Source organism: Streptomyces sp. NBC_00354, assembly GCF_036106915.1.
Taxonomy (GTDB): Bacteria; Actinomycetota; Actinomycetes; order Streptomycetales; family Streptomycetaceae; genus Streptomyces.
This window is the reverse complement of the sequence record NZ_CP107983.1, coordinates 2,916,248-2,939,270: the sequence shown is the minus strand read 5'-3', so window position 1 is coordinate 2,939,270 and position 23,023 is coordinate 2,916,248. Positions and strand designations below refer to the sequence as shown.

At 67.8% G+C, this 23,023-nt stretch carries 25 protein-coding genes and 2 tRNA genes; 19 read left to right on the top strand and 8 right to left on the bottom strand.

Going from position 1 to position 23,023, the window contains the following annotated elements:
- Window positions 1-42: 42 nt before the first annotated feature.
- Window positions 43-1,317 carry a glycosyltransferase gene (locus OHT74_RS12845; protein ID WP_328620300.1) on the bottom strand — a complete coding sequence of 425 codons (1,275 nt, stop codon included), beginning with the start codon at window positions 1,315-1,317 and terminating at the stop codon, window positions 43-45.
- Window positions 1,314-1,817, bottom strand: a complete 504-nt coding sequence (locus tag OHT74_RS12840; protein WP_266997043.1) for a tetratricopeptide repeat protein — start codon at window positions 1,815-1,817, stop codon at window positions 1,314-1,316. The genes OHT74_RS12845 and OHT74_RS12840 overlap by 4 nt, the downstream gene beginning before the upstream one ends.
- A 572-nt stretch (window positions 1,818-2,389) precedes the next feature.
- Between OHT74_RS12840 and OHT74_RS12835 the strand changes: the two genes are divergently transcribed.
- Window positions 2,390-4,651 (top strand): hypothetical protein, encoded by a 2,262-nt coding sequence (locus tag OHT74_RS12835; RefSeq protein WP_328620299.1) that lies wholly within the window; start codon window positions 2,390-2,392, stop codon window positions 4,649-4,651.
- Between the two features lie 467 nt (window positions 4,652-5,118).
- Here OHT74_RS12835 and OHT74_RS12830 read toward each other — a convergent pair.
- From OHT74_RS12830 to OHT74_RS12820, 3 genes are all read right to left on the bottom strand, one after another.
- A tRNA-OTHER gene (locus OHT74_RS12830) sits at window positions 5,119-5,196 on the bottom strand.
- A 59-nt stretch (window positions 5,197-5,255) separates the two neighbouring features.
- A complete protein-coding gene (locus OHT74_RS12825; protein ID WP_328620298.1) occupies window positions 5,256-6,500 on the bottom strand; it encodes a restriction endonuclease in 1,245 nt (414 codons plus the stop codon).
- A gap of 221 nt (window positions 6,501-6,721) precedes the next feature.
- Complete coding sequence (locus OHT74_RS12820; protein ID WP_328620297.1) at window positions 6,722-7,813, bottom strand: tyrosine-type recombinase/integrase; 1,092 nt, start codon at window positions 7,811-7,813, stop codon at window positions 6,722-6,724.
- A 386-nt stretch (window positions 7,814-8,199) separates the two neighbouring features.
- Here OHT74_RS12820 and OHT74_RS12815 point away from each other — a divergent pair, with 386 nt between their 5' ends.
- Window positions 8,200-10,083 carry a DUF2075 domain-containing protein gene (locus OHT74_RS12815; RefSeq protein WP_328620296.1) on the top strand — a complete coding sequence of 628 codons (1,884 nt, stop codon included), beginning with the start codon at window positions 8,200-8,202 and terminating at the stop codon, window positions 10,081-10,083.
- Between the two features lie 508 nt (window positions 10,084-10,591).
- On the opposite strand, the gene OHT74_RS12810 is transcribed toward OHT74_RS12815, so the two are convergent.
- On the bottom strand, window positions 10,592-11,284 hold the full coding sequence (locus OHT74_RS12810; RefSeq protein ID WP_328620295.1) for an HAD family hydrolase: 693 nt from the start codon (window positions 11,282-11,284) through the stop codon (window positions 10,592-10,594).
- A complete protein-coding gene (locus OHT74_RS12805) occupies window positions 11,271-12,137 on the bottom strand; it encodes a winged helix-turn-helix domain-containing protein (protein WP_328620294.1) in 867 nt (288 codons plus the stop codon). The genes OHT74_RS12810 and OHT74_RS12805 overlap by 14 nt, the downstream gene beginning before the upstream one ends.
- 153 nt (window positions 12,138-12,290) lie before the next feature.
- Here OHT74_RS12805 and OHT74_RS12800 point away from each other — a divergent pair, with 153 nt between their 5' ends.
- From OHT74_RS12800 to OHT74_RS12730, 15 genes are all read left to right on the top strand, one after another.
- Entirely contained in the window at window positions 12,291-12,620 is a 330-nt protein-coding gene (locus OHT74_RS12800; protein ID WP_328620293.1) for an SCO3933 family regulatory protein, read from the top strand.
- 2 nt (window positions 12,621-12,622) lie between these two features.
- Entirely contained in the window at window positions 12,623-13,975 is a 1,353-nt protein-coding gene (locus OHT74_RS12795; protein ID WP_328620292.1) for an FtsK/SpoIIIE domain-containing protein, read from the top strand.
- An 80-nt stretch (window positions 13,976-14,055) separates the two neighbouring features.
- Complete coding sequence (locus OHT74_RS12790; RefSeq protein WP_328620291.1) at window positions 14,056-14,247, top strand: hypothetical protein; 192 nt, start codon at window positions 14,056-14,058, stop codon at window positions 14,245-14,247.
- Between the two features lie 27 nt (window positions 14,248-14,274).
- A complete protein-coding gene (locus tag OHT74_RS12785; protein ID WP_328620290.1) occupies window positions 14,275-14,940 on the top strand; it encodes a DUF2637 domain-containing protein in 666 nt (221 codons plus the stop codon).
- A 19-nt stretch (window positions 14,941-14,959) separates the two neighbouring features.
- Window positions 14,960-15,148, top strand: coding sequence for a mobile element transfer protein (locus tag OHT74_RS12780; RefSeq protein WP_266628430.1), 189 nt, complete (start codon window positions 14,960-14,962; stop codon window positions 15,146-15,148).
- Window positions 15,149-15,168: 20 nt separating this feature from the next.
- Window positions 15,169-15,324 (top strand): hypothetical protein, encoded by a 156-nt coding sequence (locus OHT74_RS12775; protein ID WP_266628432.1) that lies wholly within the window; start codon window positions 15,169-15,171, stop codon window positions 15,322-15,324.
- A 12-nt stretch (window positions 15,325-15,336) separates the two neighbouring features.
- On the top strand, window positions 15,337-15,678 hold the full coding sequence (locus tag OHT74_RS12770) for a SpdD-like protein (RefSeq protein ID WP_328620289.1): 342 nt from the start codon (window positions 15,337-15,339) through the stop codon (window positions 15,676-15,678).
- 5 nt (window positions 15,679-15,683) lie between these two features.
- Window positions 15,684-16,229 (top strand): GGDEF domain-containing protein, encoded by a 546-nt coding sequence (locus OHT74_RS12765; RefSeq protein ID WP_328620288.1) that lies wholly within the window; start codon window positions 15,684-15,686, stop codon window positions 16,227-16,229.
- 93 nt (window positions 16,230-16,322) lie between these two features.
- Entirely contained in the window at window positions 16,323-16,502 is a 180-nt protein-coding gene (locus OHT74_RS12760; protein ID WP_328620287.1) for a hypothetical protein, read from the top strand.
- Between the two features lie 5 nt (window positions 16,503-16,507).
- Window positions 16,508-16,705 (top strand): hypothetical protein, encoded by a 198-nt coding sequence (locus OHT74_RS12755; protein WP_328620286.1) that lies wholly within the window; start codon window positions 16,508-16,510, stop codon window positions 16,703-16,705.
- On the top strand, window positions 16,702-17,397 hold the full coding sequence (locus OHT74_RS12750; protein WP_328620285.1) for a DNA methylase: 696 nt from the start codon (window positions 16,702-16,704) through the stop codon (window positions 17,395-17,397). The genes OHT74_RS12755 and OHT74_RS12750 overlap by 4 nt, the downstream gene beginning before the upstream one ends.
- Window positions 17,394-18,788 carry a replication initiator protein RepSA gene (repSA, locus tag OHT74_RS12745; protein WP_328620284.1) on the top strand — a complete coding sequence of 465 codons (1,395 nt, stop codon included), beginning with the start codon at window positions 17,394-17,396 and terminating at the stop codon, window positions 18,786-18,788. The genes OHT74_RS12750 and repSA overlap by 4 nt, the downstream gene beginning before the upstream one ends.
- An 11-nt stretch (window positions 18,789-18,799) precedes the next feature.
- Window positions 18,800-18,973 carry a helix-turn-helix transcriptional regulator gene (locus tag OHT74_RS12740; RefSeq protein WP_328623307.1) on the top strand — a complete coding sequence of 58 codons (174 nt, stop codon included), beginning with the start codon at window positions 18,800-18,802 and terminating at the stop codon, window positions 18,971-18,973.
- On the top strand, window positions 18,970-20,340 hold the full coding sequence (locus tag OHT74_RS12735) for a tyrosine-type recombinase/integrase (RefSeq protein WP_328620283.1): 1,371 nt from the start codon (window positions 18,970-18,972) through the stop codon (window positions 20,338-20,340). The genes OHT74_RS12740 and OHT74_RS12735 overlap by 4 nt, the downstream gene beginning before the upstream one ends.
- A gap of 134 nt (window positions 20,341-20,474) precedes the next feature.
- Window positions 20,475-21,155: a hypothetical protein gene (locus tag OHT74_RS12730; RefSeq protein WP_328620282.1), complete on the top strand. Its 681-nt coding sequence runs from the start codon at window positions 20,475-20,477 to the stop codon at window positions 21,153-21,155.
- A 147-nt stretch (window positions 21,156-21,302) separates the two neighbouring features.
- On the opposite strand, the gene OHT74_RS12725 is transcribed toward OHT74_RS12730, so the two are convergent.
- Window positions 21,303-21,374: transfer RNA gene (locus tag OHT74_RS12725), tRNA-Arg, on the bottom strand.
- A 99-nt stretch (window positions 21,375-21,473) separates the two neighbouring features.
- On the opposite strand from OHT74_RS12725, the gene OHT74_RS12720 reads away from it, so the two are divergent.
- A complete protein-coding gene (locus OHT74_RS12720; protein ID WP_443047370.1) occupies window positions 21,474-21,950 on the top strand; it encodes a response regulator in 477 nt (158 codons plus the stop codon).
- 68 nt (window positions 21,951-22,018) lie between these two features.
- On the top strand, window positions 22,019-23,014 hold the full coding sequence (gene nrtL / locus OHT74_RS12715; RefSeq protein WP_328620281.1) for an ArgS-related anticodon-binding protein NrtL: 996 nt from the start codon (window positions 22,019-22,021) through the stop codon (window positions 23,012-23,014).
- Window positions 23,015-23,023: the final 9 nt, after the last annotated feature.

Genomic DNA, 23,023 nt, shown 5'->3' with positions numbered 1-23,023 from the left:
CCCGGGGCCTCGGCCCCGGGGCGCCGCCGTTCGTGGTGCGCGCTAGACCAGCAATGGTCCGCCGCACCGCGCGGCGCCTTCCTTCATCGCGATGAGGTTGGCGACCACGTACGAGATGTCGTTCTTGGAGTGCCAGTCGGACGGGAAGTACGTGACCAGCCGCGACGACTGGAACCGGGCCTCGATGCTGGGCACGAAGGCCCGGTACTGCTCGTCCGTGTAGTACCAGAACGAGTTCTCGTTGTAGTACGCCACGTGGGTCGGGTCCTGGTAGGCACCGCGGCCGTCGGAGCTGGGCGTCATGGTGATCAGCATGCCGCCGGGTGCCAGCAGCCGGTACAGCTCGTTGATCAGCGGTACCTTCGAGGGCACGTGCTCGAGAAAGTCCACCGCCCGCATCAGGCCGACGGAACCGTCGGGCAGATCCAGCTTCCCGGGCAGCGTCGCGACGATGTCGACGCCCTTCCCCGGGTACTGATCGACGCCGAGGTAGCCGGGGGGCTTGCGGTGGGCCGCGCCGAGGTCCAGCGCGAGCAGGCCGCGCCGGTGGGTCCAGGCGAGGGCGTTCGCCTCGATGTACTTGTCGTACAGGACGACCGTCTCGCGCTGGATGTGGGCGTTGATCTCCGGGTCGCTCTGGGTGTTCGCGGGGTGCACCCGCTGGAGGTACAGGCAGCGGTTGAGGTGGTGGAAGTCGCCGATGTGGAACAGGCGGCACATCAGGTCCTGGTCGTCCAGGACCGTACGCGCGGCGTCGTACCCGCCGGCCTGCTCGTAGGCCTCCTTGCGGAAGGCCCGCACGTGGTTGGGCGCGTACCAGATGTAGGCGACGTTGTGCGGGGTCGGCGCCATGGAGATGATCTGCTGCAGCTTGCGGCCGTCGACGTCCACCTCCTCGTACTGCCAGCCGCACGCCTCGTCCCACCGCGAGTCGTCCCGGCCCCCGTCCTCGGTGATCTGCGCGGTGTTGCTGTAGACGAAGACGGCCTCGGGGTTCTCGTCGAACGCCGTGCCGAGTTCCGCCAGACACGTCTTCGCCAGCAGGTCGTCGTGGTCGAGTTCCACGAGGATCTCGCCGCGTGCCAGTTCGCAGGCCCTGCGCTTCGCGGCCCCGACGCCCCGGAGGTCGTCCGCGATCTCCACGCGGACCCTGTCGTCGGGTTGCTCCGGCCGCCACCGGGCGCCGTTGTTGAGCAGGACGACCCACTCCCAGTCCGGACAGGTCTGCGCCTGCAGGGTAGCCAGGCACTCGTCGAGGAAGCGGGGCCGGTGGCTGGGGGTGAAAACGGAGAACCTCGGGGTCGCGGTCGACGTCATCTGGTGCTCCCTGCTGGGGTCGATGTCGGTGAGGGGCTTGCGAATTCCCGGAACTGCTCCGGTACTTGGGAACGGAGCGAGGGATCGACCGCGACGGCACGACGGAACGCGCCGCCGGCCTCATCGGTACGCCCCTGGTCCGCCAGGATGTGTCCGAGGTGCAGATGGGCCGTGGCTGCCTTCGGATCGGCGGCGACGGCGCGCTTCAGGAGTCCGGCGGCCCGGTCGGGCTCGGCCGGCTTCAGCAGGATCGCCTCGTTGAAGAGGGCCGACGTGAACGACGGGTCGATCTTCAGGGCCTTGTCGTAGGACGCGAGGGCGTCGGCCGCCTTGCCGTCCTGCTGCGCGATGACGCCCAGGTTGTACCAGGCGAGCTTGTTGTGGGGATCCAGCTCCACCACGCGCCGGAAGGTGCGGGCCGCCCCTTTGGAGTCCTGCTGATTCTCCTGCATAAGGGCGGCCTGTAGCAGCGCATTTGCCTCTTGGGCCTTCAGGTTCACCGACGGGCCCTTGGATTCCGGGGCGGCTGCCGAATGGGACTGAACCGCCCAGACGGCCACCCCGGCACAAGCCGCAGCCACGCCGGCGATTCCGGCCCACCATCGCCTTCGTTTCACTCTGTCACATCTCGTGGAATCGGGGGGCGGGGATGCGGGAAGCAACCCCCGACAGCGCCGGAGGCCGAACCCCCATCATTTCCGCCGACGTTACGAGTCCGCCCGGGTGATGCCGCCGTATGGCAGGCAATTGAGGGGCAAGACCACTCGAATGTACGCATGAAAGAACGGGTCCACCGAAGGGGATTTCATGAATTCCCTTCCGGAATGCGGTGGTTGGGTGCACCCGGAATGCCCCCGTGCTGACGAAGGGTCCCCGCCTCCCCAAGGGTCCCCCGCGCCTCCCCAAGGGCCCGCGCGGCCCCCTCGCACACGCACGCCTCCGAGAACCTCGGCATCAGACGTACGAGGCCGTCCGGCGCGCCCGTCGACGCCCGCAGCGGCGACGAGCGGCCGGGCGTCCCGATTCCGCCGACGAGGGTGGGGCGGGCCGTGCGCGCCGCTAGGCTGCCGGGGTGAACGCCGCCGCACCGCTTCTCCTCGATCTGGACTCGTTTCTCGCCCGGGCCGAAGAGCGCGGCACCCCGCTGGACGCGCGGGCGGCCGATGCCGTCCTCGGCCTGCTCGCGTTGAGCCGGGCCCGCCGCCGGACCGGCCTGCCCGAACCCACGGAGGAGCTGGCCGAGGAACTGCTGCACACCCTGCTTCCGCTGTACGTGAGCGCAGCCGCGGACGAGTTGCCGGGCTTCGTGGCCGTGCTGATCGCGCTGGCCGACCACACCCACGAGGCCGGCCGCCTCAACGCCAAGCGGCGCGCGAAACTGGTGGCCCGGGTGCACGAGCTGGCCGAGGGGTTCGTCCAGGCGATGACCAGCCCCCGGCGCGTCACCTGGCCGCGGCTGTACGGGAACCTGCTGCGAGCCGACGGCGTGGATGCCGCCGACGCCCGGGCGGTGCGCGATTGGGTCGCGGCGTTCGCCGCGCGCCCGTACGCCGACCGGCACACCGCGCACGGCTTCGCCCTGCACCGGGGAGACGGGCCGCTCGGTGAAGCGGCGTACGTGGAGGCGCTGTGCGCGGAACGCTCCCGGCAGGCCCGCCTGTTGCTCGCCGGACGGCTTGAGGCCGAGGCACTGGCTGAGCAGGTACGGCCTCGGCCCGGCGAGAGCCCGCTGATCCGCGATGCCCCGGCCGGCGAGCCGGACGACGAGCTGGAAGCCTGGTACGACGAGCAGGCGGGCATCCTCGCCGATCGCTGGACGGCGGCCGGGCTCGACGCCCTGCTGCGCGGACCTTACGCGCACCTGGCGCCCGGCGGCGGTGTTCCCGCGCCCCTCCTCACCCTCGCCGGGGCCATGGCCGAGCAGCACCTGGAGATGTACGGCGACGACTTCGCGCCCATGCCCCCGGCTCCGCTGCCCGCCACCCCTGAGGAACAGGCCGCCCGGCTGCGCGCCGTCCCGCTGCCCCGACTCCTGGAGCAAGCCGCGGTCGAGCCGGAGGGCGCGGACGAGCGGACACGTGAACTGGCTCTGGCCGCCGGGTTTCTGGTTCCGGCGCACGATGGCGCGCTGAGTGCGGGGCCGTCGGCCGAGACGTGGCGCGAGGGTGGTCCGGCCGAGCTGACCGGACTCGCCCTGAATGTGCTCGGAGCCCTGCTCGCGCAGCTGGCCGAGGAGGAGGAGACCGCCGAGGACTTCGCCGGCGAGCACCTGCTCACGCTCTACCTCCTGTGTGAGCGATCGGGGATGACGCAGTCCGTGGCCCGCCTGGCCGCGCAGGAGGACATGTGGTTCGTCCCGCCGGAGCGCGAGAACACCCCCGACGGGACCGTCCCGGCCACCGGAGACTACGAACTGCCAGACCTGCGGGCCCTGTCCGAGATCCTGGGCATTCCGGGGCTCACCGAGGCCGACCGCGAAGGCCTGCGCTCGCCCGCCGCCCGCCTGGTGTGCCTGATGGACCGCCTGGCCGCGCTGGGTGTGACCGAGCGCACCGGCGACGCCCTCAGCCTCACGCCCCTCGGCTCCTCGCTGCTGCGCGACGCTCTTCTCCTGGGCCTCGGAGGCGAAGCCGCCGACGTCTTCCCCTCCTGGGCACAGATGCTCGCCTGGGATGCCGAGCGGCTGGTGACGGCCGCCCGGTACTGGCCGAAGCCGGTAGCCCGGCGGACCCTCGGGGGCTGGCTGGCCTTGCAGGGCCCCGGCGGATGGACCGCGCTGTTCGGTGCCCTCGCCGCCGGTGGCCCCCTGGAGGAGGGGGCCAGGCGGCGAGCGCTGCTCGGCGTACTCGACGGGATGGCCGTGCCCGGTGAGGCCCTGCACGCGCTGCTGGCCGACCGGGTCCTGGGCGGCTGGGCCGAACACACCCTCCACGCCCTCGGCCACCCACCCGTCACCTCCGCCGTGCCGCTGTCCGCCCGGGCGGTGTACCTGGTGGACGAGCTCGAAGCCATTCGGCTGGCGGCATCCCTCGACCACCGCATGACCGCGGGTCCGGACCAGGAAGAGCCGGAGCTGTTCGCCGATCTGCACGCCGGCTTCGACAAGGCCGCGGCAGACTGGCCCGGCGGCGGCCCGGCCCTGCTCACCGCCCTCGCAAGGGCGGACCCGTACACATCCGCCTTCCTGGCGCAGCAGCTCTCTCAGCACCCCGACCGCACCACTGCCGAACAGGCCCGGCGAGCCTGGCGGACCTTCCGCACCAGCAGTACGGCTCGCTCCCCGCATACGACGAAGCCGGCCAAGCGCGCCGGCGGGAAACGCAAACGGCGCTGACCAGCGCCGGCCACCCGGGCTCGTACCTCCTCGCGCCGGTCGGGTGAACTCATGCACCGCCCTGGCGAAACGGCTGAGCCGGCCTGCCCGAGGAACAGCGGATCTCACCGAACTTCCGTACGAGGAAGCGTGGAAGCGCGAACAGGCTCGGGCGTTCGAGGCGTACCAGGAGGACGGTCCTCGCCCCTGAGCCGTCCTGCGTCCCGTTCCGGTCGCCCCAGTGGTGAGAACAGCGGAGAGGCCTTCCGCGCCGAGCGAGAGAACGGGCGACGCTGCCGAGGTCCGCACGGCCGCCCCGCGAAGTGCCTTGAACGTCCCGCCCCCGGACGAGACAACAGCCGTAGCGAGCGCGGTCAGTCCACAGGTGTTGATAAGGGCCGCTGACAGAGGCCTCTGGCCCCACATACGCGAAGACCCCGTCTCAGCGAACTCGCTGATGGCGGGGTCTTTGGGCACTTCCTGCGAAGTGCCCCCGGCAGGATTCGAACCTGCGCACACGGCTCCGGAGGCCCCGTGTGTCCCACGCGTTTCGCCTGATCAGGGGCTCAGACCGGGCTAGCTCCGGCGCGGCTGTCCACAAATGGGCCGCGGCTCGCAGGCTCAGCTACTCAAGCAAGATCTCTTCAGGGCGGCGGTTCGTGACCGCGGTCTCCCGGCCGGTCAGTATGTGCTCGATGCAGGCTTCGAGGTCTCCGCCGTGGTCGTCCCGGGCCATGCTCCGGAGCTCTCGGGTCAGTTCCATGCCGTTGACCAGGACGATCGGGTACTGATCTTCGACCATCTCGGTCTGTGCGGGCACGGAGTAGGCCCCGGTCGTGACGTACACGCCGATCCAGCCGCGCCGCAGCCGGGCCACGACACGAGCGATCTGCTCGGCAGTGACCAGATTGTCGAGCTTGACGCATTTGGCCTGGCCGAGGACGACGAGACTGGTGCCGGCGAGCCCGCTACCGATGTCGAGCCGGCCCACGAAGTCCGCCCCGCCATCGCCGGACCTACGGGTCAGCCACCCCTCGACGTAGCTGTTCCCGGCGCCGCGCAACACACGGGCCGCGACCGCGGAGGCGACGGCCTCGAAGTCGTGCTTACGGCCGTCGAAGTACTTGTAGATCAGCTCCAGGTCCTTGGCTTCGTTGGTTCCCGGCTTGGGGCGCTGCTCGGCCACCTTGGTCACCTTGGCCCGGGCAACCCGTCGCCGGATCCTGGGGAGGGCCGAGTTCCCGTGCTTGACCCACTCACGCCATGCCCGCGGGGCGAGTTCGAGGGTCTCCGCGTCGGGCACGGTCTTGTCCCTGCGGGAGTCGATCCACGCCCAGGAGACCTTGTCGTCCTCGTCTGTGAGGTCGATGAGGGCGATGTCGTAGACGTAGTTCGTGAACGTCGTGTGGTCGCTGCCGCCCCACTGAACCAGCCGCTCGGCCCGCTCGATGATCCCCAGCCCGCAGAACTCGATGTGCCCCTTGACCTTGCCGCTGCGCGAGACCGCCCGGAACAGCAGCAACGGGATGGCGACGGCCCGCTCCTCGGGCGTGTGCCCCTGGTGCCCGGTGAAGGCATCAAGGAGAGCCGCATTGCCGTTGGTCTTCCCGGGCACGACGGTGGTGGTGGCCTTGTGGTCGCCGAAGTAGCGGACGTGCCCGTTGTCCATGTCGAACACGTCATGCCACGGCGTCTGCTCGGTGCCGGCCTTCCAAGGACTCGACCGGATGAGAATCACCGGCCGCCGCTCCCCGTCCGGCGTCCGAACCTTCGCCATGCCGTTGATCCCGGCCTCCAACAAGGCCCGAGCGAGCTCCGGAGAGTGAGTCACATGGTGGAAGTTCGGGTACCCCTCCAGTACCGCGGGCACCGGATCTTTACCGGACGCGTAGCGATAGACCTGCCCTACCCGCAACTTACCGCCCACTGCTGCCCCCGGCGACGATGTAATGATCTCCACTGAGGGTACGGCCAGGTACCGACAGCATGCGCTTTCAGGGTGGTCAGGCCCCGGGGGTGGGCAGCGACTGAGGGAAGCTCAGCCTGCCCAGACGTCGCGTCGAATCCGGGTCACCCTTACGCGCTGCGTTATTAGATAGGCAGTTGTAAATCATACTTGCTCCAAGCGTTTCGAATCTGGTGGTGAATTCCAGGAGCCAGGTGGGCGTAGCGCTGAGTAGTGTGAGGATTTTCGTGACCGAGTAGGTGTTGCACCTCGTACAAGGAGACGCCCATTTGAACCAGCCATGAGGCGCATGTGTGACGCATCGCGTGCGGAGGATAGTGAGGGACTGTAATCAGTCGACCTTGTGGGTCTTCGTACCGCGCCTTCTCGACAGCAGGCCACCACGTCTGTTGGCGCCAGTTTCCGCCATCCAGGCGGCGACCCTCGCGGCCTTTGGTGACGGTGGTGAATACCAAGCCTCTAGGATCTTTAGTGCGTAAGTGTTCGCGCAGAAGTTCAAGGACCTGTTCGGGTACGGGTACCTCGCGGCGGCTTTTTGATGTTTTGGGATACTCTCTGATTCCTCCCCGCGTGTTGACATCCGTCACATAGATAGCGGACCGCTCCCAATCGATTCGATTAGCGTGAAGGCCTGATAGTTCGCCCCATCTCAGGCCAGTGTAGAAGCCCAGTAGAGCCATCTCCTTCCATGGAGAGGCGAGTTCGCCAAGGATCGCTTGGGCTTGACCCAAGGTGAACCACCTCGGCGGCTGCGGCGGCTGCGGGGGTAGAGTTATGCGCCGACACGGACTGACCTCAATTAGGCTTTCGTCAACTGCCGCCCGCATGAGTGCAGAGAATAGATTGTACGCTCGACGGATAGCCGAACTGCCTACGCCGTGCATGAGTAATTTGCTAACCCATGTTTGGACCTCAATTCGAGAAATGTGCTGGACCTTCGAGTTCTCCCAGTATGGGATTATGTGGATCCGTATGGATGATGCATCACCTCGCAGGGTTTCAGGCTGGACCACTCGAGATTCTCGCCAACGATCGCACCAAGTCTGAAACGTGGTTTCGTGTGCACCATGCACTGGTGCCGTAATAAAGGCCGCCTCCCTCTCGCTGCCCCAGGATCGAGCCTCGAATTTTCGGGGGAATGTTTCGCTATGACGCTTCCCTGTACCGTCCCTGACGGTCGCCTGCCAGTTACCAGAATTAAGCTTCCGCAGGTACATGAGTTCTCCCGGTCTCGGTTGTTTGACTGGGTGCCGTCTTGGTCAGCTGCGAACCGGCTAGCGCGCCGGAGTGGCGGTGGTGTGGCCTGGAACGGCCTCGCGCGTGTCGCGTTAGCCCTCTGCGCCATGGTGTCCGACCGGCGGCTGGTGCGAGGCATTTTCGTGGCGCCGGAGCGCTCACGGGGCAGCTTGGCCGGTGTCGCCTGGGTTCGCGGCGTGTCCAGAGACCCTGCAGCGGCCCCTCGAGGGCATCCGGAAGAGTCCTGCGAACTGTCAGCAGCAACCGTTAGAGTGATCAACGTTGTTGCGGCCCGCCGGGCTTCTGCACGCGCACGCAGACATGCCCCCACCCGCACGGTTTCTTCGTGCTGCCTGGGGGATGGCTCGTGTCGTTGCTGCGCATGTCCGCTCGCACTCTTGTTCAAGAGGCTGCTGCCAACAAACTCGTAGAGGACCTGGGGGCGCAGTTTCGCTTCGCCTACGGCTACGACGCTGGTGAAAGCGAGAGGCGGTCTTGGGGCAGCAGCCTTCCGGCTCTCGCCAGCACCCTTCTTGATGCCGGGCTAGGGGACGTCGAAGTCCTCATCGAGTACCCAGTTCCGCTGTCCAGCTATCGCGTGGACGCTCTACTTGCCGGCGCCAACCCAACTACGGGTGAGCCAGCCTATGTTGTAGTGGAGCTCAAGCAGTGGACCGAAGTCAGTCCGGTGCCCGATTCTGAAGATCTGGTGACGGTCAATGGCATGGGCAACAGGGCGCTCCTGCATCCGGTCGCGCAGGTCCGTCGATACTGCGACCACATTGCTGATTTCACCAAATCACTCCACGGTCGCGAACATCGCATCAGTGGTGTCGCCTATCTGCATAATGCCACGGATTTCGGTGTGGATCAGCTATTCGACTTGGCGTCAGACGAGCAGGGGCAGCTATTTACCGGATCCAGCAAGGGAAAATTTCAGAAGTATCTCGGGGAGCGTCTAGCTCCGGCATCAGGGGCAAGCGCGGCCGATTCGCTGCACCCTGAGGCGATCGCCCCAAGTAAGAAACTAATGGCTGTAGCTGCGGAAGAAATCGCAGATCGCAGTCAATTTAATCTGCTTAATGAACAGCAGGTTGCCTATTCACTAGTGATGCGGGCGGTTCAGAAAGCAAAGCAGTCCGACTTCAAGGAAGTCATCGTTGTCACGGGTGGACCCGGTTCTGGCAAGAGTGTCATCGCTCTGGAGCTGCTTGGGGAGCTATACCGGAACAATTTTACAGCGCTCCACGCTACAGGGTCGAAGTCCTTTACGACCACCCTGCAGAAAGTCGCTGGCCGGGGCACGCTGCGCGTGCAGAAGTTGTTCAAATATTTCAACAACTTCACACACGTCGAAAGGAATGGCCTCGATGTTCTTCTTTGTGATGAGGCCCATCGAATTCGAGAATCTTCGAATCATCGCTTCACTCGAAAAGACAAGCGTAGCGACCGTCGCCAGATCGAGGAGCTGCTTGACGCCGCTCGAGTACCCGTTTTCCTCCTGGACGAGCATCAGGTTGTGCGTCCGGGCGAGATGGGCGCAGTTAGAGAGATCGACGCAGCGGCCAAGGCGAAGGGCCTCACCGTTCGGCATGTAGACCTAGATGGCCAGTTCCGCTGTGGAGGCAGTCGTGCCTACGAGGAATGGGTATTGCGATTGCTGGGTCTCACCTCGGGGGGGCCTGTTCGCTGGGAAGGTGACGGCCTGTTCAAAGTTCTCGTTGCGGAAACGCCTCAAGAGTTTGAATCAACACTTCGATCTCGTCAGGGAGAAGGGCTCAACGCTCGCATGACTGCTGGTTTCTGCTGGCCCTGGAGTGAGCCCGTAGTCGACGACGAAAAGCGCTTCAATGGGCTCGTCGATGATGTATCCCTACCGGAATGGGATTGGCGGCGTCCCTGGAATGTGCAGGGGGATCGTTCCGTTGGCGGATATCCGTCGAAGAATATGTGGGCCACAGATGAGGCGGGGTTTTCGCAGGTGGGCTGCATCTACACAGCCCAGGGGTTCGAGTACGACTGGGGCGGTGTAATCATCGGGCCAGACCTCGTGTGGCGCAGCGGGGCCTGGGTCGCAGACAAGAAATCCAGTAAGGATACCGTTGTGGCTCGTGCCGCCCAGGACGAATTCGCCCACCTTATCCGCAATACCTACAAGGTCCTTCTTACCAGAGGAATGCAGGGGACCGTCATCTTCTCCACCGACAGGGAGACTCGAGAGATGCTCAGGGGTCTTGTGAGTTCCGGTTGATCATCTTGGCTGCCCGCTAATCGGCTCCTTGTGACGGCCGACGAACAGTTACCCCCCCAACTCCCATCCCGTCTGCCGTCGACCCACACGAATGTGGAGCGGGCGCGGGCTCTGGCGTCCAGGTGGAGCGCGCCACTGTACGAACGACCTGGACGCCAGAGCCCGTGTCTGCTCGGCTTGCCTGGGTCGATGGCAGACGGGATGGGAGTTCCCCGCCCCTGGCCACCCACGGTCTGCACCCGCCCGCGGCGCCCCCGCCATCCCGGAGTCGGAGCGCCCCCGCCGGAGGCATGTCGGTGAGCGACGAATCGCCGGCCCGTGGGGTTCGACTCATGCCCTTGGGCCTATCCCACTCGCAGGGGCGGGCGTCGGCGCAGCGCGCGCGGAGCGGGCCGAAGGCAGGAGCGTCGCGCGGAGCGGAGCCGGGAAGCCCGCCCGGCGGAGCGGAGCGCAGCCGGGTGCTTGATGAGGTAGAGAAACCTGTAACAGCTCCGCGCTGCTCCTCCGGCTACGCCGTGGTGAGTGCGTCCGCGATGGCCTTCATGTCATCGGTAATCGCGTCGGCCTCCGCTTCAGCGAACAGGGCCGCCTTGTGCGGCTTGTTGGCGTAGCCAATGACCGTCGTACCGGCCGCATGAGCGGCTTGGATGTCCGTGAGCGAGTCACCGATCAGGGTGCAGTGCGTGACGTCCATGTGCGCCTGTGCTGCTGCCGTGATGAGAGGGAACGGGTTGGGCTTCATCAGGTGGGGCTGCCCGGAGGGTCGACCGACGATCCCCGTGACGTATTCCCCCAGACCATGCGCCTCAACGAAGCGCTGGACGCAGTCGGCGGAGTTGTTGCTCACCACCATCACGACTCGTCCGGACGACCGCGCGGCCTGAAGGGCTTCGGCCGCCCCAGGAGTCGGCGGGCCGGCCACCTCGACTGCTTCGACCTCTGCCGCTGTGAGCGCACGCTCTACGTCCTGGCCGATGGCAGCGTCGGCTTCGTGGGCAATGCGCAGGACCTCGATCGGATCGTCAGTCTCGGCGGCCTTGGCGCCCGCGGCTTCGTCCTGGGAAGAGAGCAGGGCGCTGAGCTGCGCGGCGACCTTGGGAGCAGGCAAACCGGCGAACACGTCGCACACGGGCCCGTCGAAGTCGAAGAAGACAACGCGCGCGCTCCCCAAGACTCCCAGGAGCCGGTCATCGTGCGTCAAGGTCGAAGTCCCTTCCGATGGTCTCCCAAACGCTGTCGAACCACATGAGGGCCTGCTGGACCTGCTGCGCTCCGCTGGAAGACTCGCCGTCGTTGATCGAGTGGTGGAAGAGCGTGGCGTCCTTGCCCACGAGGTCGTAGATCTCAATCGTCTCGCCCTGGGCGACGACCTTGTTGGGGCGGATCGGGTAGTACCCGAAGAACGCGTCTTCGTTGTTAATCACGTAGAGCTTGAAGAACTGCGTACCGCTGTGGACGCGGACGCTGATCTGCGTCTCGGCGACGAGGTCAAGGTGCTCCAGCTCGGCGATGGCGTCACGGATGCTCCGGGTGTAGCTGAGCATGATGTCGTGCATGCGGTCGCGGAGCCGCTTGTCGTCCGCGCCGTCTTCCTTCCGCACCGGCGCCGCCTGGGGCACCGACATGTCCGGGACGAGTATCCGCATGGTGATGCTCGACGGCGTGAGCCGGCCAACCCGGATCTTGTCGAGCGGCTCCTGAAGCGCCCCGTGCAGGGTCTCGCTGGAGAACCCGGCAAAGTCGATCGTCACGCGGTCCTTGGAGAACGCCTGCTCGACGTACGGGCGTAGGCCCGCCGGCCGTTCGGTCCGGTTGCGTACGTAGACCCCGCTGCCCTTGCGAGAGACCACCAGGCCCTCGTCCTCGAGGTCGCGCAGCGCGCGCTGGATCGTCGCCCGAGCGAACCCGTAGTACTCCGTCAGCTTCGCGTGGGACGGGAGCTTCTCGCCTGGACTCATCTTCCGAGTGCGGATGGCCGCGCTGAGGCTGCTAGCGACCTGCTCGTAGGGGGCTCGGTCGTCGTCTGGGTCGAGGGGCTCGGGGACAAAGGTCATGGGGTCGATGGTAGGCGACACCCCTCAGGCAGGACAGTCATGCCAGTCATGTTGTTGACATGGCTAGCCATGTCTCCTACCTTCGAGATGTGGCCAACCGGGATAGCCAAGTTGGTCATCTAGCTTCCTGCTGGCATCTCTGAAGGAGAAACCATGCCGTCGTTCAAGGTGGACACGTCGACCGCCGTGGTGTTCGTCGCCACGGCTCCCGCCCCGAAGCTCGTGAGCAAGCAGACCGGTGAGCGCGCCATGGACCGGGATACCGGTGCCGCGCTGTGCACGGTGGGTCTGCTGATCTCGGACGAGGGGGAGGGCAACCTCTACCAGGTGACCGTCCCGGAGACCGGTCTCCCTGAGGGGCTGGCGCCGGGCATGCCGGTGTCGGTGATCGGCCTGAAGGCTCGGGACTGGGAGAACACGTTCAACGGCCAGACCCGGCACGGTATCTCGTTCCGCGCCGTCGCCCTCACGGTCGGGGTCTGACCGTGGCCGACCTGACGACCTTATGGGAGGTCGGCCTTCCCCTGGCCGGTGCGGGCGGTGGTCTCGGATACGCGAAGGTTCGCGCGCCACGCGTGTACTGGGCAGTGGCCGGTCTGCCCGTGGCACGCGTGCGGTTCGCAGTGACGTACCGCGCCACGATGGACGTGTGCGGGCTCACGGTGCAGCCGTCCCGTCTGCGGGCGTTCCTGGTACGCAACGTCGCCCGCCGCAGTGACGTGCAGCCCGTACCGCCGAAGATCCGCCGCGTCCGGGGTTCCTCGACCGGCATGCGGGTCACCCTCCGCCTGCCGGCCGGACTGGAGCCCGCCGACGTGGTCGCGGCCTCCGAACGACTGCGCCACGCCTGGGGCGTCCACTCCGTCAACGTCTTCGAGACCAAGCCGGGGTTCGTCGAGCTCCGGATGACCGGCTACGACGTACTGCGCCGGGTGAAGATGCCACGGAAACTCCCCTCCGGGCCCATGACCGTTCCCGTCGCGCTCCGGGAGGACGGCACCGCGTTCGTCCGGGACTACCTGAAGGTTCCTCACGCGCTCACGCTCGGCGCCAACCAGTCGGGCAAGTCCATGTACCAGCGCAACCTGATCGCGGGGCTCGCCCGCCTGCGGGTCGCCCTCGTCGGGATCGACTGCAAGCGCGGTGTCGAGCAGCGGGGATACGCGCGCCGGCTGTCGGCGCTGGCCATGACACCCGAGAAGGCGTCGGGGCTGCTGGATGCGCTGGTGGACGAGATGGAAGACCGTTTCGATCTGCTGAGCAACCACGGCGCCGCCGACCTGTGGGCGCTGCCCGAGGGCATTCGTCCGGTGCCGATCGTGGTGCTCGTGGACGAGGTCGCGGAGCTGTTCCTCGTGGCCAGCAAGAAGGACGAAGACCGCCGGGACCGGATGGTCATGCAGATGATCCGCCTCGGGCAGATGGCACGCGCAGCCAGCATCTACCTGGAGATCTGCGGCCAGCGGTTCGGCTCCGACCTCGGCAAGGGCGCCACCACGCTCCGCGCCCAGCTCACCGGCCGCGTCGTCCACCGCGTCAACGACAAACAGACCGCCGACATGGGCTTGGGAGACATCGCCCCCGACGCGGTCATGGCCGTCACGGCAATCCCGCCCGACCGGCCCGGCGTCGCGGTGGCCGGTGACTCTTCCGGGGGCTGGTCCCGGATCCGCACTCCCGAGATGAGTGCGGACGAGGCCGCCGCGATCTGCGCCCAGTTCGCGCACCGGACCCCGGACCTCCCGGCCCTCGCCCCGTACCGGCCGGTGGTCTCCGCCTACCCCACCGGTTCCGCCGGGCCCATGCCGCTCGCGAAGACGACCCCGGCGACGAACTAGCGGCTCGCTTCTCCACGGTCGGCGCACCGTCTCGCGCCGGGTCCCTACCCCGCCCATGCCTGAACCGAAAGGGAACCGCCATGACCACCACGAAGAAGCCGCCCGCCTGGCGTCGCCGTTCGCCCGATCCCGTCCCCGTGGCGCCGCCGTGCGACACCTGCGACGGCACCGGGGAGACCACGACGACCGTCCGTGTCGGACGCAAGCGCCGCGAGATCGGCGCCATCCAGACCGGCCTGTGCCCGGACTGCTTCGGCACCGGCACCGCGTGACCGGTCTCCCCGGAAAGGAGGTGGCCTGTGTTCCGGACTCTGCGCCTTGACGCTGTGCTCATCCAGGCCGTCATCGCCGGCGCACTGTCCTTCGCCCACCTGCACGATCTCGCTGCTGCGGCCGGGCAGGACGGATGGAAGGCGTGGGCCTACCCGGTGAGCGTGGACCTGCTGTTGGTCGCCGCCTGGCGCCGGATGCGCACGGACGCGGGCAACCGTGACCCATGGCTCTGGTTCGCCATCGCCCTCATCGCGTCGCTCGGCGCCAACGTCGCCACCGCGGGACTGCTCGACCTGCAAAACGTCCCGGCCTGGCTGCGCATCCTCGTCGCCGGATGGCCCGCGCTCGCCTTCCTGGGCGGCACGCTCCTGGCCCACGCACCCGCCCCGGTGCAGGAGCCGGAGCGCACGGAGCAGCCCCGCGTCGAGCCCGCCCCGCACGTGATCGTGGAGCGCACGCCGGAACCGGCTCCCGAGCTGCCGCCAGCCGATCCCGCTCCGCAGTCCGCACCCCTGGAGTCCGCTCCGGCCCCGCCTGCTGTGCCTGTCCCGCCCGCCCTGCTCGATCACGCCCAGAAGATCGCGGACGCCCACCAGGCACAGACCGGGGCCCCGATTGACACGGCGACTCTCCGATCCCGCCTCGGTGTCCCGCCCGCCCTGGCGGACGCCATCGCAGGCCAACTCGCCTGACATGAAGGGAGACAGACCCGTGCGCCCGAACCGCTTCTACAAGGTCATCCGCTTCGGCCCTGTGAGGGTCGGCAGCTACAGCGATGGCCGTGGCCGCACCCTGCACACCGCCGTGTGCACCGCCCCCGGCTGCGACTTCTCGGCCGACTACCGCAGTCGCGCCGCCGCCGAACTCGCCGCCCAGACCCACCGCTGCAACCCGCGCTGATCGCAAAGGAGACCCGCGTCATGGACGTACCGCTCTGGCTCGCCCTGATCGTCGTCGGCGCCCTCGGCTACAAGCTCATCCGCCCGCCGCTGTGGCTCGTGGCCGTGATCCTCCTCGGCGGATTCCTGCTCGCCGACAGCTTTCTCGCCCCGCTCCTCGCCCCGATCACCAAGTAGGGAGAACCCGCCATGCTTCGACCGCGCATCCCGGTCAACCCGCTCCCGACCGGCATCGTCACTCCGCTCGCACAGCCCGCGGCTCTCTCCGGCGTCGAGCCCAACCGTGAGTCCTCGCCGATGACCCGCGACCACCACGACTCGACTACGGCACCGACCACCCCGGCCCGCACCACGGTCCAGCTCACCCCCGGCAGCGTGGTCGCCCTTGCCGCCGGCGGTGGTGCCGTCGTCCTGGTCGTCGGGGCTGTCCTTGTCTCTATGCTCTTGGCGGTCGCCATCACCGGCGTCTCCGTCGCCGTGATCGCGGTAGTTCTGCGCCTGCTCGTCAAGGACCTCCAGAAGGGGCGGTGACCTGCATGGACACGCACGTCATCGCCGCTGGCTTACCGGCCCTGGGCTGGGCTCTGCACGGCGGAATGCTCTGGCGCCGCCTGGCCACCGCCCGCCGAGACCCCCTGACTGGTCTGCACACCCGCGACGGATGGACCGCCCGCGCCGAGCACATGATGGCCAAGCACCCCGGCGCCCTCGTGATCCTGGTTGACCTGGACGACTTCAAGGACATCAACGACACCCACGGCCACGCCACCGGCGACGCATTACTCACCGCGACCGCCCACCGCCTGTCTATCTGGTGCGGACGCCATGGGATCGCCGCCCGACTCGGCGGAGACGAATTCGCCGCCATCGTCACGGACCTCGATAGCACGCCCGGACTGCGCGCTCTCCAGGCCGTACTGGACCGCCCGGTCACGCACAACCGCTGCACCCTGCCGGTCTCTATCTCGGGCGGCCACTGCCACCGCGAAGACCTGCCGGTGCCAACCCTCACCGACGCGCTCTCTGCTGCCGACTCCTCGATGTACGCGGCCAAGGGCCACGGGAGGCGCAACACACGCTAAGCGGCCCCGGGGCGGCCTCGGTCGCCAAACTTCCGCCGCCCCGGGCGCCTGAACCCTCTCCAGATCCAACGGACCCGAAAGGGAAGCCTCATCATGCCCCAGCACGCCCAGATCAAGCCTGTCTGCCGCGAGTGCGACGGCTTCGCCACCGCCGTGATCACCACCGGCACCCGGACCGACGACGGCACCCGGACCACCGTCCGCGTCCATTGCACGGCCTGCCGGGGCCTCGGTCGCCTCGTCCCCGCCGTGCTCGTCCGGATCGGGAGGTGATCGTTATGACTGGCCTCGCCCCCACGGCCAACACGCCCGGTCTGCACATCAGCAAGCCCTGCCCGTCCGAGCCCGCCACTGCTTCTGCCGTCTGCCACTGCGGCGCCTCCGCCTCCGCCAAGGGAGACGGACAGGTCGGTGTCCTGGTCGCCGGTTGGAACGCCAACCACGGCGCCGCACACGCCGGGGGAGGCGCAGCATGAGCAGCGCGCCCCGCGTCCTGGACCTCTTCTCGTGTGCTGGCGGAGCCGCTATGGGCTATCACCGGGCGGGCTTCGCGGTTGACGGCTGCGACATCGCCGAACGTCCTCGCTACCCCTTCGCCTACCACCAGGGCGACGCCCTCGAATACCTCGCCCATCTGATCGCCACGGGCGCGATCGAGCAGTACGCCCTCGCGCATGCCTCCCCTCCTTGCCAAGCCGGCTGCGGCCTGACCGTGGGCACCAATCAGTCCCAGGGGTGGGGCCGCATGCACACCGACCTCGTGGCACCGACCCGGGAACTCCTCGACGCCTCCGGCCTGCCTTACGTCATCGAGCAGCCCAACGGTCGTGCCGCCATCCGCAAAGACCTCACGCTGTGCGGCGAGATGTTCGGCCTTGGGGTCCTACGGCATCGCAATTTCGAACTCGGCGGCTGGGCTACCGCCAAGCCGTCCCACCCCCGTCACCGGGGCTACGTCCGAGGCCACCGCCACGGCGTCCGCCGCGAAGGCCCCTACGTGGCCGCCTACGGCAAGGGCGGCGGCAAGGCCACCATCCCGGAAATGCAGCACGCGATGGGCATCACCTGGACCGACGTCCACACGGAACTGACCGAGGCCATCCCGCCCGCCTACACCCAGTGGATCGGCACCGCCTTCCTGACCGCCCGGCAGGAGGTACTTGCGTGAACGACACCGCCACTGCGGCGGGCCTGGACCCGGCCACCCTGAGCGACCTGCTCCGGGCGGCCGGGGACCCCGGCTTCGACCGCCTCCACGAACAGATCCGCCGCACCGGAGGATGCGCCGCACCCATCCGGCTCAGCGGCGGCACCAAGCTCCTCGACCCGGCCACCCGGACCGTGCTCCACTCCTACAACACCGACACCGAGCCCGGCGGCGTGCTGCGCGTCGCCTGCGGCAACCGCCGGGCTTCCCGGTGCCCCGCCTGCGCCTGGACGTACGCCGGTGACACCTACCACCTGATCCGCGCTGGTCTCGTCGGTGATCCCGCCAAGGGCACTCCCGAGACGATCCGCGATCACCCCCGTGTCTTCGCCACCCTGACCGCCCCGTCCTTCGGGCCGGTGCACAACCGCCCGGGTACCCGCTCCTGTCGCTGCGGCCTCCGGCACCCCGAGGGCGCCGAGGAACTGGGCACCCCGCTCGACCCGGACACGTACGACTACGCGGGCGCCGTGCTGTGGAACAACCACGCTTCCGAGCTGTGGCGCTACTTCACGATCTATCTCCGCAGAGAGATCGCCGCCCGCGCTGGCCTCACTCAGAAGGCCGCCCGGGAGCAATCCCGCGTCTCCTTCGGCAAGGTCGCGGAGTACCAGAAGCGGGGGGCCGTGCACTTCCACGCCGTGATCCGCTTCGACGGACCGGACGGGCCCGACAGCCCGCCGCCCATGTGGGCCACCCTCGGCCTGCTCACCGACGCCATCCGGGCTGCCGCCGCCCGCGTCCGCGTCGTCGTGCCAGCCAGCCCTGAGCACGGCTTCGAGAACGACTGGGTGCTGCTGTGGGGAGAGCAGATCGACGTGCAGCCCATCGGCGCCTTCGGGAACGGGGATGACCTGACGGAGCAGGCGGTCGCCTCGTACGTCGCCAAGTACGCCACCAAAGCCGCCGAGACGACCGGCACCGTGGATCACCCCGTGGGCAACAAGGAGGCGCTCGTCCTCCTCGGCGTGCCCGAGCACCCCAGGCGGCTCATGCAGGCCTGCATGAATCTCGACGCGGCCTACCCGGACCGGCGTCTGCGGGCCTGGGCTCACATGCTCGGCTTCCGCGGGCACTTCTCCACCAAGTCCCGCCGCTACTCGACCACCCTCGGCGCCTTACGTCAGGTCCGCGCCGACTATCGCGCCGCACAACAGCGCGCCTCGCTCGGACTGCCCGACCCTGATGAGCACCCGGAGGCAACCCTCCTCGTCGTCACGCACTGGTCCTACGCCGGCCATGGTTCCACTCCCGGCGAATCCTGGCTCGCGGCCAACATCCGTCGCGACATTCAGCTCAACCGCGAAACAGCACGGGAAGCGCTACTCGACTTGGAAGGAGATGTTGCGTGAAGGACGAGCTGATGACCACCGCGGAGGTGCTTTCCGAGCTGAAGGGGATCTCGCGGCGAACCTTCTACCGGTGGCGTGAGCTGGGCAAGGCTCCGAAGGCATTCACCCTGCCGAATGGTGAGCTGAGGGTCTGGCGGAGTGACTTTCTCGCGTGGCTGCGGAGCCAGGAAGGGGCCGCCGCGTGAAGTCGCTCGACGTCAAGATCTGGAGTGTCCGGAAGCGGGATACGAAGCGCCCTTCCTACGACGTCCGCTGGTCTGTGGCTGGGCAGGTCTTTTCCGACTCGTTCAGGACGAAGGGGCTCGCCGACAACTACCGATCCAAGCTGATGCGGTCGGCCCGTGACGGCGAGGAGTTCGACACGGGATTGGGTCTGCCCGGGTCGATGGTGGAACAGGCGACGCTGAGCTGGTACGCCTTCGCGCTCAAGTACCTCGCGATGAAGTGGCCCCATGCCGCGCCGAACACGAGGGACGGGATCAATGAATCCCTGACCTCGGTGACGCTGGCGTTGCTGGACGATAGGGCGGGTCGGCCGGCAGACGCCGAACTGAGGAAAGCCCTTCGGAACTGGGCTTTTGTTCTGCCCAGCCCGGATGACAGGGAACTACCTTCGGAGATCGGAAACGTCCTGCACTGGGTTTCCAACGCTTCCCGGCCGTTGTCCGATCTGACTGATCCGGCCCTGGGCCGATCGGTCCTCGATTCGCTGAAGATCAAACTGGATGGGACTTCGGCGGCAGCCGAGACGGTTCGGCGAAAGCGCCGCACTCTCGTCAACGCCCTCCACTACGCCGTGGATCTCGGCGAATTCAGAGAGAACCCTCTCGCCGCGGTTCGCTGGCAGAAGCCAAAGGTGTCGAACGAGGTCGATCCCCGGGTCGTGGCCAACCCCGAGCAAGCCCGGTCTCTCCTGCACGCGGTCTCCTACGTCGGGGGCTACCGCCGAGCCCGGGGCCGCCGCTTGGTGGGGTTCTTCGCCGGGATGTACTTCGGGGGCTTTCGGCCAGCCGAGGTCGTGGGGCTGGCTGAGTCGGATCTGACGCTGCCGGGCTCCGGGTGGGGTACGGCTCTGCTCCACCGGACCCGGCCGAGCGTGGGCAAGCAGTGGACCGATTCGGGGGAGAGTCACGACGACCGCGGGCTGAAGAACAGGCCCACGGAGGACGTGCGCCGGGTGCCGATCCCTCCGCAGCTCGTCGTCATCCTCAAAGAGCACCTCGACACCTTCGGGACGGCCGAGGACGGCAGGCTGTTCTTCAGTGAGGCCGGGGGAGTGGTGTCCTCCTCCACCTACTACCGGGCGTGGCAGGAGGCTCGGCTCCTGGCCTTGCCGCCGGCCGCCGCCGCCTCACCGCTGGCGAGCCGGCCCTACGACCTTCGGCACTCGGCGCTCTCCACGTGGCTCAACGCCGGAGTCGACCCGACCGAGGTCGCTGAGCGCGCGGGCAACAGCGTGGAGGTGTTGCTCAGCCGGTACGCGAAGTGCCTCGACGGCCGGCAGGAGGTGGCCAACCGTCGGATCGAAGATCTGCTGCGCGAGTACGAGTAGGTAGCGCAGCATTGATTGTGGGCCCAGGTCGTTTACACGACCCGGGCCCTTGTCGTTCCACAGGCCTTCTTGTTGATCCCCGGGCAGCGCGACAGCATGACGCATGAGTCTCGGCACCCATCTCACGGAGGATCATGATTCCGCGCACTGAGTACCCGGTATCCGCCCAGATTCCCGAGGATGCTGAGTTCTGGATGCCTGCAGAGGAGGACATCCCGGAGGAGGAAGGCATCGGATACTTCCGCGGCGTTTGGATGATCTTGGGGGTGGCTGCCGAGGAAGCTCAAACCATGGTCTCCGTCGAAGCCGCACAGATCGCAGTGATCGACGATCTAGCGCGGTCCGGGGCCATGTTCGAGGAGATCGCCCACGCCTGCGACACGGGATTGGTGGACGGAGTCGGGGACGCGTCGATCCGTAGGCAGTTGCTCGAGCGGATTCCGAGTCTCTCGGCCGAGGAGCCAGACGACTTCTACGGGGACCTGGGAGACCTGGAAGTTGGGGTCGCTGCCCTGTCTCACGCCCTGTCCTACATAGGTGGCGTTCCGGTGGCCAGCTGTCGAGGACATGTCACGGAGCATCGATGGTCGGACAACCCGGCCGTGTACGCCGCCCTCGATCAACAGCGGGCTGAGTGGTTGGCTCCTCTCCTCCGTGAAGCGGGCTGTGGATTTCACATCGGTCCTGGGCGCACGGAGTTCCTCGCGATTGACGCCCCGTCGATCATGGAGTCGAACGCCCTGGCCAGACTGATCGTTGACCGCTTTGACGGCGTGGATCGCTTCGACCGGTGGCTTGACCTGTCCGCCCTCTGACCTGGGCCGCTTCGCCAAGATCCTGTCCACGAATAGTCCACAGGCCCTGACATGGGGCTGCGTACGGCGGCAGTTGGCTGCACATACGCGAAGACCCCGTCTCAGCTAAGGCGCTGATGGCGGGGTCTTTGGGCACTTCCTGCGAAGTGCCCCCGGCAGGATTCGAACCTGCGCACACGGCTCCGGAGGCCGTTGCTCTATCCCCTGAGCTACGGGGGCGCGTCGTTCGCGTTGCGGCGACGGGTTGAACACTACCAGCTTCCACCGGGTGATCAGAAACGAGTTCCGGGGGAGGAGGAGGCGGGTCGCTCGGAGGGGGTGGAAGTGGCAAAAACCCGGACGCGGGGGCTTAGGCGGACCTACTCTCGAGTTGTGTCAGGCGCCTCGGGCCGGGTGCTTGTTGTCGACGACAACAAGGTCATCCGGCAGCTGATCAAGGTCAATCTCGAGCTGGAGGGCTTCGAGGTAGTGACCGCGAACGATGGTGCCGAGTGTCTGGACGTCGTGCACCACGTGTGCCCCGATGTGATCACCCTTGATGTGGTCATGCCCCGGCTGGACGGGTTCGGGACGGCCGCGCAGCTGCGCGCCGATCCGCGGACGCGGCACGTGCCCGTCGCCATCGTGAGCGCCTGCACGCAGCACGAGGTGGAGGCCGGGATCGAGGCCGGGGTGGATGCGTTCCTCGCCAAGCCCTTCGAGCCCGCCGAGCTCGTGCGGGTCGTACGCCGGCTCATCGAACGCAAGGACCGGCGGGAGCGGAAGGGAGCCCCCGCGGGGCGGGGGAGAGGGTAGCGGCCGTCGGCTGTTCACATGGCGAAACCGTTCGCGGGATGGGTGGGCTTCTCGCCTAGGCTGGTCCCGTGACCCCCGCCGACCTCTCCCGTACCGTCGTACGCGCCGTGCGCTGCGCCGTCGAGGAGGGGGAGCTGCCCGCCGAGGCGGGTGTGCCCGAGCGGGTCGTCGTCGAGCGGACCCGGCCCGGTGGGGTGGGGGACTACGCCACCCCCGTGGCCTTTCAGGTCGCCAAGACCGCCGGATGCCCGCCCCGGGGCGTGGCGGACGTACTGGCCCGCCGGCTCGGCGCGGAGCCCGGCATCGAGCATGTCGAGGTCACCGGAGCCGGGTTCCTCAACTTCGTGCTGCCGCCCCCCTCCGCCCCCTCCGCCGTCCGGGACGCCATCGTCCGCGACATCGTGATCCGGGACGTACGGGGCGGGGCCATGTTCGCCGCCCCCGCCCCCGCCGACGAGAGCGGGACCGGGCTGCGCGAGGGCGTCGTGCGGCGCAGTGTCGTGCGGCTCGTGTGCGCCCAGCGCGGCACCGGGTACGACCTGCCAGAGGACCTGCCAGAGGACCTGCCCGTCGCGCCCCTTGCCAAGCGGGACGGCGACGTCGTCGCCCGTTACGGCCGCGACGCCGCCCACTGGGCGATGCTCGCCGTGCCCGCCCGGGAGACCCCGGCCGTCTCCGACGCTTTGCTCGTTCAGGGCGAGGCCAGCGAGTTCTTCCGCGTGCGGTACGCCCACGCGCGCAGCCGGGCCCTCGTACGGAACGCCGGTCAGCTGGGCTTCCACCCGGAACCGGGCGACGTCGACGTGCCCGCCCTGCTGCGCCTCCTCGCCGACCACGACCTCGTCCTGGAGGCCGCCGCGCACCACCGCGCGCCCGAGCGGCTCACCCGGCACCTCGTGGAGCTGGCCGACGAGCTGCTCGATTTCCAGCACTGCGTCCTGCCCAAGGGGGACGAGAAACCCTCGGCCGCCCACCGTGCCCGGCTGGCTCTTGCCGAAGCTGCCGGGACGGTGCTGGCCGGTGGCCTGGCCCTGCTCGGCATAGACGCACCTGACTGCCTGTGATCTGCGAAG

Excerpts from the sequence above, each read along its gene's own strand:
- OHT74_RS12765 (WP_328620288.1), top strand. The coding sequence starts at position 15,684 with ATGGACACGCACGTCATCGCCGCTGGCTTACCGGCCCTGGGCTGGGCT.
- OHT74_RS12760 (WP_328620287.1), top strand. The coding sequence starts at position 16,323 with ATGCCCCAGCACGCCCAGATCAAGCCTGTCTGCCGCGAGTGCGACGGC.
- OHT74_RS12750 (WP_328620285.1), top strand. The coding sequence starts at position 16,702 with ATGAGCAGCGCGCCCCGCGTCCTGGACCTCTTCTCGTGTGCTGGCGGA.
- OHT74_RS12820 (WP_328620297.1), bottom strand. The coding sequence starts at position 7,813 with ATGTACCTGCGGAAGCTTAATTCTGGTAACTGGCAGGCGACCGTCAGG.
- OHT74_RS12730 (WP_328620282.1), top strand. The coding sequence starts at position 20,475 with ATGATTCCGCGCACTGAGTACCCGGTATCCGCCCAGATTCCCGAGGAT.
- OHT74_RS12805 (WP_328620294.1), bottom strand. The coding sequence starts at position 12,137 with ATGACCTTTGTCCCCGAGCCCCTCGACCCAGACGACGACCGAGCCCCC.
- OHT74_RS12845 (WP_328620300.1), bottom strand. The coding sequence starts at position 1,317 with ATGACGTCGACCGCGACCCCGAGGTTCTCCGTTTTCACCCCCAGCCAC.
- OHT74_RS12755 (WP_328620286.1), top strand. The coding sequence starts at position 16,508 with ATGACTGGCCTCGCCCCCACGGCCAACACGCCCGGTCTGCACATCAGC.
- OHT74_RS12770 (WP_328620289.1), top strand. The coding sequence starts at position 15,337 with ATGCTTCGACCGCGCATCCCGGTCAACCCGCTCCCGACCGGCATCGTC.
- OHT74_RS12790 (WP_328620291.1), top strand. The coding sequence starts at position 14,056 with ATGACCACCACGAAGAAGCCGCCCGCCTGGCGTCGCCGTTCGCCCGAT.
- OHT74_RS12740 (WP_328623307.1), top strand. The coding sequence starts at position 18,800 with ATGACCACCGCGGAGGTGCTTTCCGAGCTGAAGGGGATCTCGCGGCGA.
- OHT74_RS12775 (WP_266628432.1), top strand. The coding sequence starts at position 15,169 with ATGGACGTACCGCTCTGGCTCGCCCTGATCGTCGTCGGCGCCCTCGGC.
- OHT74_RS12800 (WP_328620293.1), top strand. The coding sequence starts at position 12,291 with ATGCCGTCGTTCAAGGTGGACACGTCGACCGCCGTGGTGTTCGTCGCC.